Source organism: Thermocrispum agreste DSM 44070, assembly GCF_000427905.1.
Classification (GTDB): Bacteria; Actinomycetota; Actinomycetes; order Mycobacteriales; family Pseudonocardiaceae; genus Thermocrispum; species Thermocrispum agreste.
Map to the genome: position 1 here is coordinate 91,675 of NZ_ATYX01000008.1, position 15,545 is coordinate 107,219.

The window sequence follows — 15,545 nt, forward strand, 5'->3', positions numbered from 1 at the left end:
GCGATCCCGTCAGCGCTGGTCAAGGGACAGGGACGGACATGGTTCATGATCTGCTCACCAACGCGCGCAGGAAGAACGCTGTGTTCGCGGGTCGCTCGGCAAGCCTGCGCATCAAGTACCCATACCACTGATCGCCGTAGGGAACATAGATCCGAACGGTATCCCCTGCCGAGGCCAAACGTCGCTGCTCGTCCGGCCGGACGCCGTAAAGGAACTGGAATTCGTAGTCACCGGGGCCGAGCCCGTACGCCTGCGCCCGGTCCTGCACCACGTCGATCAGCCGGGGGTCGTGAGTGGCGAACATCGGGTACCCGCCGCTGGCCAGCAGCTGGTTGGCGCACCGCACGAAGGCCAGGTCGACCTCGTGCTGATCCTGGTAGGCGACCTCCGGCGGCTCGGCGTAGGCGCCTTTGACCAGCCGGACGCGGGAACCCGGAACGGCGAGCTCCTTCAGGTCGTCCTCGGTCCGCCGCAGGTACGACTGCACCACCGCGCCGACGTCCGGCCACGTCGACCGCAGCGAGCGGACGATGCGCAGCGTGGCGTCCGTGGTGGTGTGGTCCTCCATGTCGATGGTGACGCTGGTGCGGCACTGTTCGGCCGCCGCGCAGATGCGGAAGGCGTTGTCGGCCGCCAGCCGCTCGTCGAGCTTCAAGCCGAGCGCGGACAGCTTCACGCTCACCTCCGCCCGTGGCGTCAGCTTGGCGGCGTGCAGCTGGTCGAGCAGCTGCAGGTAGGCCTGCACGGTGGTTTCGGCCTGGGCATTGTCGGTGACGTCCTCGCCGAGGTAGTCCAGCGTGACGTGCAGGCCTTCGTCGGCCAGGCGCGCCACCACGGCCACCGCGTCCTCGGTGGTCTCCCCGGCGACGAAGCGCTCGACCACGCTACGGGTCACGGGCGCGGTCTTGACCGCTTTGCGGATCGACTCGGCCTCGGCCGCGGCCAGGATGAGCGAGCGCAACGGGTTCACACCACGAGACTAACCGGATTCCGCCGTTCCGCCGGGTGTCCACCGCGCACCCGGCCCGCGTGGGTGCCGACACGAACGTGCAGCACAGGCCCGGTACGGATGCCCGGTGGACGTCACTGCCCGAGGTGCAGGCGGGTGAACAACAGCGCTTCCCCGAGCGCTCGCACCCGATCGGCCGGACGGCGCATGCTGCGGGTGTTGATCTCCAGGATCACCTGACCGGAGAACTCGCTGGCGGCCAGCTTCTCCAGGAATTCCGCGCACGGCTGGTTGCCTTTGCCCGGCAGCAAGTGCTCGTCCACCGGCCGCCCCGTTCCGTCGGCCAGGTGCACATGGGTCAGGCCCTCGCCCATCCGGTCGGCGAGCGCGAAGACGTCCATCTCCGCGGCCGCCGTGTGGGAGAGGTCCAGCGTGTAGTGGCGGTAGCCGACGTCGGTGGGATCGATCGACGGATGGAACGCGGACACGCGCCGCTTGCGGGCACCGATCGGCGGCCGCACCTTGTACATGTTCTCCACCGCGATCTCGACGCCGCTGGACTCCTCCAGCTCGGCCACCAGATCGGCGAATCCTTCGGCGTACCTGCGCTGCCAGCGGAACGGCGGGTGCACCACCACGGTGCGGGCGCCCAGTTCGAGCGCGGCGTCGACGCTGCGCCGCAGCCGCACCTCGGGGTCTGACGACCACACCCGCTGGGTGATGAGCAACGACGGCGAATGCACCGACAGCACGGGCACGCCGGTGGAGTCCGACAGCCACTTCAGCGCGGAGACGTCCTGGCTGATGGAGTCGACCCAGACCATCACCTCGACGCCGTCGAAGCCGAGTTCGGCGGCCAGCTCGAAGCCGACGTTGGCACGCAGCGGCCAGACCGACGCGGTGGACAGTCCGACCGGGATCGACCGAGTACTCATCTGGACAGCAGCAACAGCATCGCCGGTGACACCGTCACGACCAGGCCGACCAGCACCGCCATCAGCGTCGTCTGCATGTCCTCGGCCTTGCGGATCTTGCGCACGATCCACACCAGGCCTGCGGTGACCACCAGCGCGGTGCCCAGTGCCACCACCGGCAGCTGGTTCCACAGCCAGTTGAACAACAGCCACACCGCCGCGCCGCCGACCACGCCCAGCGCCAGCTGCACCCCGACGACCAGCCACTGCCTGGCCGGGGACTGCTCTTGCTCGTCGTCCTCGTCGCCCTGGTCGTCCTGGTCGGACGCCGCCGCCTGCTCGGCGGCGGGCTCCGGCTTGGCCTGCTGACCGCTCAGCAGCTCGGGCTCGTCGTCTGCGTCGTCGACGGCGGACTCGCCGGAAGCGTCGTAGTCTTCGGCGTAGTTCTCGTCCTCGTAGCCTTCGTCGACGTAGTCGCTGTCCTCGTAGCCTTCGTCGGCGTAATCGCTGTCGTCGTAGTCCCCGTCGGCGTAGTCGTCGAGCTCGTCGTCCTCGGCGTAATCCGCCTCGTCGTAGGCGTACTCGTCGTCGGCCAGCTCCTCCTCGGCGTCCTCGACGAAGTCCTCGACCGCGTCGAACTGCTCGGTGTGGCCGTCCTCCGGCGCCATCTGCTGGCGCTGCTCCGGCGGGACCGGCGGGCCGCCCGGCCCCGGCGTGGGCGGCTGGCCGGGCCGGTTCGCCAGCGTGGTGTCCGCTCCGTTCAGCCGGTCGTCGATGGCACCGGGCGGGACCGGTGCCGCGAAGGCGGTGCCGGACTTCTCCCCGGCAGCGGCGGGCGGCACGGCCGTTCCGTTGGCGCCGTTGACCCCCTTGCCACCGGTGACCCCGTCGACGCTCTCGACGCCCTTGACACCGTTGATCCCGTTGACGCCGCCGGGCCGCAGCGGCGGGGCGAAGCCGGGGTTGCTGCGCTCGGCCGACCGGGGCGGGGGTGGGAAGGCAGGCTTGCCGTGCTCACCCGCACCCGGCATCGGGGAAAATCCGGTGCCCGTCCGCTCCCCGCCGGGCCGGGCAGGCGGAAACGCCGTACCGGACCGCTCACCACGAGGCGGGGTCGGCGGCATGGTCCCAGTTCGGTCACCCGGCCGGTTGGCGGGCGGGAAGGCAGGCTTGCTGTGCTCACCCGCACCCGGCATCGGCGAGAATCCGGTGCCCGTCCGCTCCCCGCCGGGCCGGGCAGGCGGAAACGCCGTACCGGACCGCTCACCACGAGGCGCGGACGGGAAACCGGTCCCGTTGCGGTCCCCGGGTGGCGGCACGGGCGCGAAGCCCCGCCCGGTCCGGTTCCCCGGGCCGGGCTGACGCAGCGGTGGGATGTCGTCGCGAGAGGGGCCGTCGTGCGGTGTGACCGGCTTGATGTCGGTCCTGGTCGTCGCCGTGTCGTCCGGCTGGCCCTGCGGTGGTTTCGGCGCGGGCGGCTTCGGCTGGGCGGCGTCCGGCCCCGGCCGCGCCACCTCGGTCTTGGTGTCCAGCTCGCCGAGCGAATGCCCGTTGCGCCCAGGCTTGTCGTCGCCGTCGTACCCGGCGTCGTGCCGCTCGGCACGAATACGCGCGATGATCTCGTGCGGCGCGGTCGTGGTCAGCTCGGTGTCGGCCGCTTCGTCCGGGCCCTCCGCACGCCGGCGGCGGCGACGACCGGCACTGCTGCTGATGTCGGTCTTGCCGTGCTGCGCCAACAGCTCGGCAACAGTGAGCCGCCGCGTGGGCTGTTCACCGTTCTGTCGACTCATCCCTCTCACCGTGCCTGATCGCCGATCCGTGCATCACGTGGCGTGACGGCTCGCCAACGGCCTGACAGGGGCTGGTAGCACCGCCAGCGTTGTCACAGCGTTACACGGTACTGAATCACGCGCGCCTGCGTGCAGGGCCGACCCCGCTCGGGCCCACTTGCTGAGACCAGACTTCACCGTGCGCATCCAGATCCGTGTGGTCCAGCCTGCGCAAAATCACGCCTTCGCGTAACGCCCAGGGACACAACGTCAATTCGCTCACACCGAGTGCACGCATCGTCGCTTGCGCCACCAGCGCGCCACCCACAAGTTGATGAGCGCGGCTCGGGCTGACTCCGTCGATCTCCGCCAGGTCCGCCGCGGTCATCCGGGAGATGAACGCGATCAGCTGGCTCAGCGCGGTGTCGGTGAGTGTGCGGCGCACGCGCGGGCCCGCCGCGGACGGCGCGGCGCCGGTGAGCCTGGCCAGTGACCGGAACGTCTTCGACGTCGCCACCGCGTGGTCCGGCGCACCGTTGGCCATGACCTGCTCACGCACCCCGGAAAGCTGCTCGTCCAGCCATGCGCAGGTGTCCACCAGCTCCGACCGGCTGGGCGGATCGTTGCTGAACCTGGTGCGGGTCACCCGCCCGGCGCCCAACGGCAGGGACAGGGCGGTGTCCGGCACCTCGTCGACACCGATGGCCATTTCCAGTGAGCCGCCCCCGATGTCCAGCACCAGCAGCCTGCCCGCGGACCATCCGAACCACCGGCGCACGGCAAGGAACGTCAACCTGGCCTCGTCGGCACCGGACAACACCTCGAGGTCGACTCCGGTGCGCTCGTAGACCTGCCGGAGCACGTCGGCGGCGTTCGTCGCCTCCCGCACCGCGGAGGTCGCGAACGCCATCAGCTCGCTGCAGCCCAGGCGGATCGCCGAGTCGCGTGCCGCGGCGACGGCCGCCACCAGGTCCTCCGCACCGTCCTGGCTCAGCTCGCCGTCGGGGGTGATCCGCTCAGCCAGCCGCAGCATCGTCTTCTCCGAGTGCGTCGGGGTCGGGTGGCCACCGCGATGCGCATCCACCACCAGCAGATGCGTGGTGTTCGAACCGACGTCGAGGACCCCGAGCCGCATGGCGGGTCACGCCTCGAGCTTGTAGCCGAGGCCGCGCACGGTCACCAGGTAGCGCGGCGAGCTCGGGTCGGGTTCGATCTTCGAACGCAGGCGTTTGACGTGCACGTCCAGCGTCTTGGTGTCGCCGACGTAGTCCGCGCCCCACACCCGGTCGATCAGCTGGCTGCGGGTGAGGACCCGGCCGACGTTGCGCATCAGGTACTCCAGCAGGTCGAACTCCTTCAACGGCAGCGCGACCTCCTTGCCGTCGACGGTCACCACGTGCCGCTCGACGTCCATCCGGACCGGCCCGGCGGTGAGCACCGACGAGGAGTTCCGGTCGGCGGACTTCTCGCCGCGCCGCAGCACCGCGCGGATCCGGGCGACCAGCTCACGCGCCGAGTACGGCTTGGTCACGTAGTCGTCCGCCCCCAGCTCCAGCCCGACGACCTTGTCGATCTCGCTGTCCCGCGCGGTCACCATGATCACCGGCACGGACGTCCGCTGGCGCAGCTTCTTGCACACGTCCGTGCCGCTCATGCCCGGCAACATCAGGTCGAGCAGCACGATGTCGGCGCCGTTGCGGTCGAACTCCTCGAGCGCCTGCTGGCCGTCGGTGGCGATCGCCGTCGTGAATCCCTCCTTGCGGAGCAGGAAGGCCAGCGGGTCAGCGAACGACTCCTCGTCTTCGACGATCAGCACCCTGGTCACAGCTTTCCTCCGTGGTCGGTCCCGACGAGGCGCGTGGCACGCTCGCCATGGGTCGCGTTCGCCCGCACGCTCTGCCGCGCGGGAATGCACAGTGTGAACGTCGAGCCGGTGCCGGGCACGCTCCACAGCCGCACCGATCCGCCGTGGTTGGCGGCGACATGCTTGACGATGGCCAGCCCGAGCCCGGTGCCGCCGGTTTCCCGTGAGCGCGCCTTGTCCACCCGGTAGAACCGTTCGAACACGCGCTCCTGCTCCTCCGGGGCGATGCCGATGCCGCGGTCGGTCACCGCGATCTCCACCATCCCGTCCACCAGGCGGCGGGTCACCGAGACCGGGCTGCCCGGCGGCGAGTACGCGACCGCGTTGTTGAGCAGGTTGGTCAACGCGGTCACCAGCAGCGTGCGGTCGCCTTCCACCACCAGGCCGCTGTCGACGTCGGTGGTGAACCGCCTGCGGTCCTCGTCGTCGGGGAGCTTGACCCGCTCGAGCGCTTCCCGCACCACGTCGTCGACGTCCACCTCGACCAGGTCCGGCAGCCGCTCGGCGCCCTGCAACCGGGACAGCGCGATCAGCTCGGAGACCAAAGTGCCCATCCGGTTGGCCTCGTCGAGGATCTTCCTGCCGAACCGGCGCACCCCGTCCGGATCGATCGGGTCCTCCGCCGCGTCCAGCACGGCCTCGGCCAGCAGCGCCATGGCGCCGACCGGCGTCTTGAGCTCGTGACTGACGTTGGCTACGAAATCCCGCCGGGTGGCCTCCAACCGGACCGCCTCGGAATGGTCGACCGCCTCGATGACGGTGAACCCGTCGCCCAGCGCGGTCGCCTCACCGACCACCGCCTCCGGCTGCCTGCCCTTGGCGTGCAGCGGGGACAGGTCGATGGAGACCTTCTCGCCGGTCTGCTGCGCCTGGTCGGCGGCCACCCTGGCTCGCGGGTCGATGCGGTTGTCGCGCACCACACCGAGTTCGACCGCGCGCGGATTGTGCAGCACCGTGTCGCCGAACTTGTTGATCACCGCGATGGCGCTGCGCGAGGAATCCAGTAGCCGAAGCAGCAATTCCGCCACCGTCGGGCCCTCTGGGCGGCCGGCGCGCTGCCCACCGGAGGAGCGCCGGAGGAAATACCCCAGCACCACGCCGGCCACCAACGAGCCGACGGCGACGGCAACGGTCGCGACCACACTCACGGGCGAATCGTAAACATGCAGGTAGGCGGTTGTCCTAGTCTCGGACGTGGAATTCGTGACCGCGGTGACATCCGGGGCGGAAATGTTTCCCGGCAGGTCAATTCCCGTTCACCCGTTGGTGGTTTTGCGGTCACCGTGGGCGAACCGCCGGCCCGGGCGCCTGCCGCGGGAAACGGCAAGGCCCCGGCATGATCGACACCGGGGCCTTGGCCGTGGTTCACCGAACGCCGGTCAGCAAGAATTCACCGGCCCTGGTTGGCCACCGCTTCCGCGGCGGCCTTCGCCGCTTCCGGATCCAGGTACTCGCCGCCGCGCTTGATCGGCTTGAGGTTCTCGTCCAGGTCGTAGCGCAGCGGGATGCCGGTCGGGATGTTCAGGCCGACGATGTCGGTGTCGGAGATGCCGTCCAGATGCTTCACCAGCGCCCGCAGCGAATTGCCGTGCGCGGCCAGCAGCACCGTCTTGCCCGCCCGCAGGTCCGGCACCACCGCGGACTCCCAGTACGGCAGCACCCGCTCGAGGACGTCTTTCAGGCACTCGGTGCGCGGGATGTCGACTCCCGCGTACCGCGGGTCGTCGTCCTGGCTGAACTCGCTGCCCGGCTCGATCGGCGGCGGCGGGGTGTCGTAGGAGCGGCGCCACAGCATGAACTGCTCCTCGCCGAACTGCTCCAGCGTCTGCTTCTTGTTCTTGCCCTGCAGTGCGCCGTAGTGCCGTTCGTTGAGCCGCCAGTCCCGCCGCACCGGGATCCACAGCCGGTCCGCGGCGTCCAACGCGATGTTGGCCGTGACGATGGCGCGCCGCAGCAGCGACGTGTGCACGACATCCGGCAGCACGCCGCGTTCGCGCAGCAGTTCACCGCCGCGCCGGGCTTCCTGTTCACCCTGCTCGGAGAGCGGAACGTCGACCCAGCCGGTGAACAAATTCTCCGCGTTCCAGGTGCTCTGCCCGTGGCGGAGCAAGACCAAGGTTCCCATCGCGTTGTCAGCCATGCGTTCAGGCTATTCGGTGACCCCGGCCCCCTGGCTACACGGGTAACACGGTCCTACCGGCGGTAGAACGACCTTTCTGCCTTCCTGGGCACGTCGAGTGATTTCGTTCACTCTCCCGGGCTCCGAAACGCTGCCCCGAGCGGACGTCAGCGGCAGAATCCGCCCGGATGGATGAGCGGCGGTACTTGAGAAAACGGTGGCATTTCTGACAAGTTGTGTCTCGACCCCGTCCGCGCCGGCCTCCACGCACTCCCTGGCGCGGGCCGGGAATCGCCGCCGTCCGTTGGCTCCCGTCACGGTCGGACTTCCGGCGGACCTGGCGGAACGGCTCGAGCTTCGCGACTCCCCCTCCCTCGAGCCGTTCCGCCAGTCGTTACCCACCGCGATCGATCATCGACTCTCGGTCGCCAGGTTGCGATTGCGCCGCCTGCGCAGCCACAGCACCGCCGCCACCCCCGGCAGCGCGAGGACGAGCACGAACGGTGCAGCTGCGCCGATGCCGGTCGCGACGGCGGCGAGCATGGTGGTGAACGCGTCCCAGCCACCGGCGAGCCCGGCCAGGAAACCAGTGTCGTCGTCCTGCTGGCCGGCAGGCACGTCGTCGCGGGTGATCGTGACGGTGATCGAAGCCATCGCGACCCGGCTGGTGAGCGCCTGATGCCGGGCGAGGAGTGATTCCAGCTCGGCTTCCCGTTCGGCGACCTCCTCCTCGACCGTGACGATCTCGCCGATGGTCTTCGCCTGATCAAGCAGTGCCCGCGCACGTGCCACGCTGCGCCGCTGGGACGCGATGCGGCTTTGCACGTCGACCACGGCGTCGGTGACGTCCTCGACGGTCACCTCGCGGGTGGTCAGCGGCGCGATCCGGGCGATGCGGTCGAGCGCCTGATCCAGCTTCTCGCCAGGGACCGCCAAGGCGAGGGTCGCCGAATCCTCCGATGTCCGCTCCGATCCGACGTAGCCGCCCAAGCCGGCGGCGATGTCGCGCGCACGAGCCGCAGCGCGGGCCACGTCCTTGACCCGCAGCGTGGCGTTGGCGGTGCGGGCGAGCTTGCGGTCCTTGGTGGCCAGGTCGGCGGCGGCGGGCGCGGTGCCGGTGGCGGCGCTCGGGCCTGCCTGCTCCGGCGTGGCGGGCGGTCTTTCCCCCGGGCTGCCCGGAGCAGCCTGCTGCGGACCGGGCTGGGCACGGTCGACCGCTCCTTCGGACGCGTTCGCGCTCAGCGGCGACGCCGCCGAGGTGGACCGGCTCGCGCCCTCGGACGAGCAGCCGACGGCCAGGCACCCGGCGAGCGTCAGCACGCCCAGCATGCGAAAGCCCCTGTGCATGAGGTTCCCCTTCGTCGACGGGTGTGATGCCCGCAGGACGGAAGGAGCCCTCAGCGCAGTTGCACCGCAAACGTCACGAGTCGGACAAGCTTCCCGGCTCGCGCTCGGCCGACGGCTTGATCAGGTGCTCGAACGCCTTCAGGTTGGCCAGCGATTCGCCGCGGGAGACCCGCCACTCCCACTCCCGCCGGATCGACTCGGCGAATCCGAGTTCCAGCAGCGTGTTGAAGTCGCCGTCGGCGGCCTGCAGCACCTGCCCGAGCACCCGGTCCAGCTCGTCCTCGGTCACCGACTCGTGCGCCATCCGGCCGACCAGGTAGATATCGCCTGCGTCGTCGATGGCGTAATGGACGCCGTACAGCCGGGTGTTCCGGCGCAGCAGGTAGCGGTAGACCTGCTCGTGGTTCTCGTCCGGCCGACGACACACGAAGGCCTCGATGGCGAACGCGTTGTCGCCCACGATGAGCCAGCAGTTGGTCTGCAGCTTCTTGGTGCCGGGCAGGGTGGCGAAGAACTTGCCCGGGCCGTGCTCGGCGTAGCGGATCTCCATCGCGTCCAGCGTGGACCGCACGACCTGCTCGAGGTCGGACATCGCGCCTCCTGGGGTCCTTGGTCGCAGCCCTAGACGGCCTGAGCAGCCTGTGGCCTGCTGACGGCCGCACCCGCCGCGTAGGCGGCCAGCAGCTTGTCGGTCGTCACCCGCCACGAGAACTGCGCGGCATGAGCGTAGGCGCCCGCCGACAGCCGCGCGCGCTCGCCCGGTCGCAATGCGACAGCGGCCAGCGCATCGGCCCAGTCGTCCGCCCGGTGGGTCGGCACCAGCAACCCGGAGACGTCGTGCCGGACGGCCACCGGCAGGCCGCCGACTTCCGCGGCCACCACGGGGGTCCCACATGCCTGCGCTTCCAGCGCCACCAGCCCGAACGACTCGTTGTAGCTGGGCACCGCGACCACGTCGGCCGCCCGGTAGACCTGCACCAGGCGGTCGGCGGGCTGCGGCGGCATGAAGCGCGTGATGTCGTCGATGCCGAGCGTGCCGGCGAGCTCGCGCAGCGCGGTGGGCTGCGCCAGGCCGGTCCCGGACGGCCCGCCCACCACGAGCACCACTAGTCGTTCCCGCAGTGACGGATCGCGTTCCAGCAGCACGGCGGCCGCGCGCAAGAGCACGTCCGGGGCCTTGAGCGGTTGAATCCGGCCCGCGAACGCCAGCACGAGGGCGTCCGGGGGCAAGCCGAGCTCGGCCCGCGCCGCGATCCGCGAACCGGGAGTGAAGCGTTCCAGATCCACACCCGGCATCACGGTGCTGACCAGGGCAGGGTCGGCCCCGTAGAGCTCGACCAGCTGGGCGGACTCCACCGCGGTGTTGGCCACCAGGCGGTCGGCCGCCTCGACCACCTGCTGCTCGCCGATCTCCCTGCCGCGCGGCTCCGGCTTGTCCCCGTCGGCCAGCGCCGCGTTCTTCACCTTCGCCAGCGTGTGCGCGGTGTGCACCAGCGGTACCCGCCACCGCTCGGCGGCCAGCCAGCCCACCTGCCCGGACAGCCAGTAGTGGGAGTGGATCAGGTCGTAGTAGCCCGGCGGGTGAAAGGCCTCGGCGCGCAGCACCCCCGCGGTGAACGCGCACAGCTGGCTGGGCAGTTCGGAGCGATCCAGCGGCTCGAACGGCCCGGCGGGCACGTGCCGCACCTGGACGCCCGGCACCATCTCCACGACGGGTGGCTGATCGGACGACGTGGCCCTGGTGAACACCTCGACCGCGATGCCGCGGCGGGCCATTTCCTTGGCCGTCTGGGTGATGTAGACGTTCATCCCGCCCGCGTCGCCGGTGCCCGGTTGCTCCAGCGGCGAGGTGTGCACCGACAGCACGGCCACCCGGCGCGGCATCCACCCGACGGTTCGAGCGAAGACGTCGGTGGATGCGGTGGTGCGGGACGTCATCGTGCAACCCCCTTGTAGCGCGCGCGGGTTCTCTCGGCGTCCAACACCTGGGACGGCGAAGATCTTCCCACCAACTGTGGCGGACAATGGGTGGTTGGCCTCACACCGGCGGGGAGATTGTGGCCTTCCGCACGTCCCGGCTGCCTCCCCGGCCACGGCGCGTCACGGGCAGCACACGGCGCCCCGCAAGCGGTGTCACCGACGGGTCCGGCACAGCCGAGGTGGACCGAGCGGAGCGGTCAGAGCGCGGACAGCTTGCGCCAGGACTCCCAGTCCACCAGCCAGTCCCACACGTCCGAGGTCGTCGGGAAGTCCGCCTTGGAGCCGGTGATCTCCACCGGGTCACCCAGCAGCGCCGAGTCGAAGTAGTCCTTGGCGTCGGCCTCGAACAGGTTGATGCAGCCGTGCGAGGTGTTCCGCTTGCCGATGTTGGCGCGGTTCTCCTCGTTCTCGTGGATGTACTCGCCGTGGTTGGAAATCCGGCAGCACCACTTCTTCTTGACGTTGGTGTAGCCGTAGCGCTCGTTGTCGAAGATCGACGTGGGCTCCTTCGACATGACAATGACCGTGCCGTTCGGGGTGTTCAGGTCCGGGTCGTCGTCCCGGCCGTTGCTGCACGGGTAGGTCTTGTAGAGCTTGCCGTCCCGGTAGACCTTCATCCGGTGCTCCGGGGTGTGCACCTTGACCACCTGGTTGCGGCCGATGCGGAACTTCGTGGTGATGTCGGCCTTGCCGTAGGCCCCGCCGCCGTAGTGCACCCCGTACAGCTCGGCGGTCACCTCGACCTCGGTGTTGGCCGGCCAGTACTCCTTCGGCCGCCAGTCGACCTGCTGGTCGTGCAGCCAGCCCCAGGAGCCCTCCACCTCAGGCGTGGTCTTCACCTTCAACGCCCGCTCCGCGGCCTTGCGGTTCTTCACCGGCTGGGCGAACCGCACGCTGATCGGCATGCCCACGCCGACCACCGCGTCGTCGATGGGGTTCAGGGTGGCCCGCACCACGGACTTGGGCTTGAGCGTGGTGAAGCTGCCGGTCAGCTCCACCGGCTTGTCGTCGTCCCCCATCGCCTTGGCGGTGTAGGTGTACTTCTTGCCGTAGCCGAGCGGCTCGGCGGGCCGCCAGGTCGTACCGTCCTCGGAGATGCTGCCCTTGACCTGTTTGCCCGCCGGGTTGGTCAGCGTGACCTCGGTGAACTTGCCCTTGCTGACCGTCAGCCGGATGCCGTCACGCACCTTGACGCCGGTCGCGCCGTCCCCGGGTTCTGCCGTGATGAGTGCGATTGGCGGACTGTCCGGGTCCGCTACGGCTTGCCCGTCGGTGGAGCCGCCGGTGCAGGCGGCGAGCAGTCCTACGGTCGATCCCGCCACGGCCGCGTGGACCACGGTGCGGCGTGTTATCACGGGTACCCCCTCCTCAAGCGGCGATCTGCCGCGTGGACAAACCGGCCGTGTCCAGAATGCCACGGGCCGTCCGGTTCACCCGATGCGGCAAGCGGCTACTTCTGGGTAGCTGCTCGATGCGCACCCAGCCGCGGGGTTCCCGTCGGAGAGGCGCACTACGCCCGGTTGCTGGCAAGGAAGGCGGCCACGCGTTCGTCGAACTCGCGTGCAGCACGCCCAGGGCCGGCTCCGTGGGCGTGGCGCCGCAGCGACCGTACGCGATCCACGATGCGGTTTGACGAAATTACCTGCGTGGCGTCCAACACCCCGGCGACAACTTCGCCGGCGGTGCGGATGTCGCCCATCGCCAGGTGTGCGGCCGCGATGTGGATCTGGGTCTTGAGCCGGGCCGTCACCCGGTGCTCGGGCAGCGCTGCGGCCGCTCGCTCCAGCATGGCCAGACCGTGCCGCGGCCTGCCCACGTCGCGTAGGCACTGCCCGACGTCGGCAAGAAAATCGGCTTCACCGTAGAAGCCGAACCACTCCGGCTCGTTGCCGTCAGCTCCGTCGAACGAGCGTCGAGCGCGCAGCACGGCCTCGTCGACCGCATGCCGATCACCGACCATGGCGAGCGCACGCGCCTCCATTGCGTGCAGCCATGCCTTGAACCCCGGTGTCGCCCGCTCACCGGCGACATGCACAGCAGAACGGGCTAACGCCACGGCGTGCCGGCCATTGGCGGCGACGTTTCCCGAAGCGTTGGCGACGTCCATCGTCGTGCGGCTCATCTCGGCCAGGATGTTGGCCGCGTAGACCCGGTCACCGGACTGATGGGCAAGATGAAGGGCTTGCGCGTAGTAGACCTGGCCGAGCGCGTGGCGGCCGCTGTCGATGCTGGTCAACCCGGCCAGCCAGGTTGCTTGAGCGACAGCACGGTGCAGATCGCGGGTCAGGTGATCCGGATAGCTGCGGCGCCGCACCAGCTCGGCCTGCCGATGGACGAAACCGATGACGGGTCACGGATCTTGCCGCCACCGATTCGTCGCTGCAGCCGTTCGAAATGCCGCACGGTGTCCGTGATGACCGAGACCTCAGCCGCGCCCACTCGTCGGTTGCCTGCCTCCGCCTGCGCCGTCGGCATCGTCATGGCCAGCCACGCCGGCTCGGCGAACGAAGCCGCGGCGAAACTGGCACCCAGCAGAAAGTTCCGCCGCTTGATGTCCCGACCCGACAGTTCCACCACGGTTGCGATCGTGCCATCTGCGGTGGGCGCTCGCCGGAAAGCGTCGAACGTGTCGGCCACCTCGTCACGATCGGCAAAACCGCAGTCCGTCACGCTCACGGCGAACCCGAGGTGCTGGGACAGCACCTTCGCCACCACCCGCGGCACCGGCCATCGCGGCTGGCAACCGTCGAGCATTCGGCCCACCGATGTCGCGTTCGTCCCCAGATGGATTCCTTCGGCCGCCCCGGCCCGCGCCACGGCTCGCGCCAGACCGGCATTGCTCATCCCAGCCTCGTCGAGCAGCGCGCGCAGAGCGGAATTCCCTCCCGCCACGATGCCCTCTCCGTAGTCGGCACAACACTCACCGTAGCTGGATCTGCCGACACATGCCTGGTCGACAAGACGTTGCGCGACGAGTGACACCCAAGTGAGGCCCCGTGAGTCATCCGGCTACTTCGCTCGCGGAATGACATCGCCGAGCTGGGCGTGCACGGCGTTTCCTGGGGCGTGCACGGCGTTTCCTGGGGGGCGTGCACGACGTTTCCTGATGACGCGACACAAAGGCGGGTCGATGACATGGAGATGGCTGCGTCGCATGCTCCGACGGCGACGCCGTCGACGTATTCGCGTCGTCCTCGACGGCCGGACGGCCCCACCACCTCGCGATTGAGCTCAGTGCAAGTCGCCAGGTGGACCGGACGAGAAACGACCGCGCTCAGACACGCGATGCGCCTCAGCATTCGTGCATTTGCCCAGCTGATCGGTGTGTCGGATCGCACGGTCTCCGTGTGGGAAAGGCGCGGCCGAAGTATCCGGCCATGCCCGTTCATGCAGGGCGTGCTGGACACCGCACTGCAACGCTCGGATCACGCCACCCAAGCACGATTCGTGCTTCTGCTGTCGGCACCGGCCACCGAAGAGCCGGTCGCACCGACCGGGCCGAGGATCACAGCGAGCAGCCGATGAGCAGCGGTTCCGGGTGCAGCACGATCCCGAACCGGTCGGCGACCCCGTCGCGCACCTCCCTGGCCAGCGCCAGCAGGTCCTCCGTGCTGGCCGAGCCGCGGTTGGTCAGCGCGAGCGTGTGCTTGGTGGACAGCGACACCCGGCCACCCGGGCCCGGGTGCCCCTTGGTGAACCCGGCCCGTTCGATCAGCCACGCGGCGGAGAACTTCACGGCGTCCCCAGGCGCCGGATAGGTGGGAATCCGCACGTCGCCGCCGACGACCTCGGCGATCCGCCGCATCGCCCTGTCCGCCTCGCCCGCGGGCAACACCGGGTTGGTGAAGAACGATCCGGCGCTCCAGGTGTCGTGATCGTCCGGGTCCAGAACCATGCCCTTGGTCCGCCGCAGCTGGAGCACCGCCTGGCGGACGTCCGCCGCAGGCACCCGCGCGCCCTGCTCGACGCCGAGCATGCGCGCCAGCTCCGCGAACCGGATCGGCCTGCTGAGCCCGTCGGCGTACAGGTCGACCGTGACCGCGAGCACCACGGCCTCGTCCGTCCCCTTGAACCTGCTGGTGCGGTAGCCGAGCGCCAGCTGCGACGGCTCCATCGTCTCGCGCCGGCCGGTGGCACGGTGATACACCCGCACCGAGTGCAGGAAGTCGCCCACTTCCCAGCCGTAGGCGCCGACGTTCTGGATCGGCGTGGCCCCGACCCGTCCGGGGATGCCCGACATGCACTCCAGCCCGCCGAAGCCGGCCTCCACCATCTCGGCCACGAAGGCGTCCCAGTCCTCGCCCGCGGCCACCTCGACCCGGACCCGGTCGCCGCCGCCGGAGCCGGGCGAGGTCACCCGCTCGATCCGCCGGCCTTCGGTGCACACCCGGATCACCGTGCCCGGGAACCCGCTGTCGGCAATCACCAGATTGGACCCACCGCCGAGCAGCAGCACCGGCTCGCCCGCGGCATCCCGCTCGGCCACCGCGGCGACGAGTTCGTCGTCGGTCTTGACCTCGAGCATGCGGCCCGCCGGGCCGCCGAGCCGCAGCGTGGTGTAGTCGGCCAGGGATGGGGACATGACCAGCAGGGTAATCTCCCG

General features: G+C 69.8%; 14 protein-coding genes. All 14 read right to left on the minus strand.

The features are described from left to right. Positions 1-43 precede the first annotated feature (43 nt). A complete protein-coding gene (locus YWY_RS0106495; RefSeq protein WP_028846942.1) occupies positions 44-970 on the minus strand; it encodes a proline dehydrogenase family protein in 927 nt (308 codons plus the stop codon). Between the two features lie 113 nt (positions 971-1,083). Continuing rightward, entirely contained in the window at positions 1,084-1,884 is an 801-nt protein-coding gene (locus YWY_RS0106500; protein ID WP_028846943.1) for a sugar phosphate isomerase/epimerase family protein, read from the minus strand. Beyond that, positions 1,881-3,653 carry a hypothetical protein gene (locus tag YWY_RS23095; protein WP_051309921.1) on the minus strand — a complete coding sequence of 591 codons (1,773 nt, stop codon included), beginning with the start codon at positions 3,651-3,653 and terminating at the stop codon, positions 1,881-1,883. The genes YWY_RS0106500 and YWY_RS23095 overlap by 4 nt, the downstream gene beginning before the upstream one ends. A gap of 115 nt (positions 3,654-3,768) precedes the next feature. Then, positions 3,769-4,767 (minus strand): Ppx/GppA family phosphatase, encoded by a 999-nt coding sequence (locus YWY_RS0106510; RefSeq protein WP_028846944.1) that lies wholly within the window; start codon positions 4,765-4,767, stop codon positions 3,769-3,771. A 6-nt stretch (positions 4,768-4,773) separates the two neighbouring features. After that, on the minus strand, positions 4,774-5,457 hold the full coding sequence (locus YWY_RS0106515; protein ID WP_028846945.1) for a response regulator transcription factor: 684 nt from the start codon (positions 5,455-5,457) through the stop codon (positions 4,774-4,776). Further along, the gene (locus YWY_RS0106520; protein ID WP_028846946.1) at positions 5,454-6,644 is read right to left on the minus strand and encodes a sensor histidine kinase; all 1,191 of its coding nucleotides are present in this window, start codon (positions 6,642-6,644) and stop codon (positions 5,454-5,456) included. Before YWY_RS0106520 ends, YWY_RS0106515 begins: the two co-directional genes overlap by 4 nt. A 242-nt stretch (positions 6,645-6,886) precedes the next feature. Then, the gene (locus tag YWY_RS0106525; protein WP_028846947.1) at positions 6,887-7,636 is read right to left on the minus strand and encodes a phosphoglyceromutase; all 750 of its coding nucleotides are present in this window, start codon (positions 7,634-7,636) and stop codon (positions 6,887-6,889) included. Positions 7,637-8,026: 390 nt separating this feature from the next. Beyond that, complete coding sequence (locus YWY_RS0106530) at positions 8,027-8,962, minus strand: DUF4349 domain-containing protein (RefSeq protein WP_038044662.1); 936 nt, start codon at positions 8,960-8,962, stop codon at positions 8,027-8,029. A gap of 73 nt (positions 8,963-9,035) precedes the next feature. Then, positions 9,036-9,554, minus strand: a complete 519-nt coding sequence (locus tag YWY_RS0106535) for a type III secretion system chaperone family protein (RefSeq protein ID WP_028846949.1) — start codon at positions 9,552-9,554, stop codon at positions 9,036-9,038. A 29-nt stretch (positions 9,555-9,583) separates the two neighbouring features. Further along, positions 9,584-10,900, minus strand: a complete 1,317-nt coding sequence (mshA, locus tag YWY_RS0106540) for a D-inositol-3-phosphate glycosyltransferase (protein ID WP_425426115.1) — start codon at positions 10,898-10,900, stop codon at positions 9,584-9,586. A gap of 239 nt (positions 10,901-11,139) precedes the next feature. Further along, positions 11,140-12,297, minus strand: coding sequence for a L,D-transpeptidase (locus YWY_RS0106545; RefSeq protein WP_028846951.1), 1,158 nt, complete (start codon positions 12,295-12,297; stop codon positions 11,140-11,142). Positions 12,298-12,452: 155 nt separating this feature from the next. Continuing rightward, positions 12,453-13,256, minus strand: a complete 804-nt coding sequence (locus tag YWY_RS24565) for an NsdA family TPR-like regulatory protein (protein ID WP_051309925.1) — start codon at positions 13,254-13,256, stop codon at positions 12,453-12,455. Next, positions 13,226-13,834 (minus strand): NsdA family TPR-like regulatory protein, encoded by a 609-nt coding sequence (locus YWY_RS24570; RefSeq protein ID WP_245566577.1) that lies wholly within the window; start codon positions 13,832-13,834, stop codon positions 13,226-13,228. The genes YWY_RS24565 and YWY_RS24570 overlap by 31 nt, the downstream gene beginning before the upstream one ends. Positions 13,835-14,447: 613 nt before the next feature. Continuing rightward, positions 14,448-15,524, minus strand: a complete 1,077-nt coding sequence (locus YWY_RS0106565; protein ID WP_028846954.1) for a UDP-N-acetylmuramate dehydrogenase — start codon at positions 15,522-15,524, stop codon at positions 14,448-14,450. Positions 15,525-15,545 lie beyond the last annotated feature (21 nt).

Bases quoted from the DNA above. Each gene is read 5' to 3' on its own strand.
- YWY_RS0106500 (WP_028846943.1), bottom strand. From the start codon at position 1,884: ATGAGTACTCGGTCGATCCCGGTCGGACTGTCCACCGCGTCGGTCTGG.
- YWY_RS23095 (WP_051309921.1), bottom strand. From the start codon at position 3,653: ATGAGTCGACAGAACGGTGAACAGCCCACGCGGCGGCTCACTGTTGCC.
- YWY_RS0106510 (WP_028846944.1), bottom strand. From the start codon at position 4,767: ATGCGGCTCGGGGTCCTCGACGTCGGTTCGAACACCACGCATCTGCTG.
- YWY_RS0106525 (WP_028846947.1), bottom strand. From the start codon at position 7,636: ATGGCTGACAACGCGATGGGAACCTTGGTCTTGCTCCGCCACGGGCAG.
- YWY_RS0106530 (WP_038044662.1), bottom strand. From the start codon at position 8,962: ATGCACAGGGGCTTTCGCATGCTGGGCGTGCTGACGCTCGCCGGGTGC.
- YWY_RS0106535 (WP_028846949.1), bottom strand. From the start codon at position 9,554: ATGTCCGACCTCGAGCAGGTCGTGCGGTCCACGCTGGACGCGATGGAG.
- mshA (WP_425426115.1), bottom strand. From the start codon at position 10,900: ATGACGTCCCGCACCACCGCATCCACCGACGTCTTCGCTCGAACCGTC.
- YWY_RS0106565 (WP_028846954.1), bottom strand. From the start codon at position 15,524: ATGTCCCCATCCCTGGCCGACTACACCACGCTGCGGCTCGGCGGCCCG.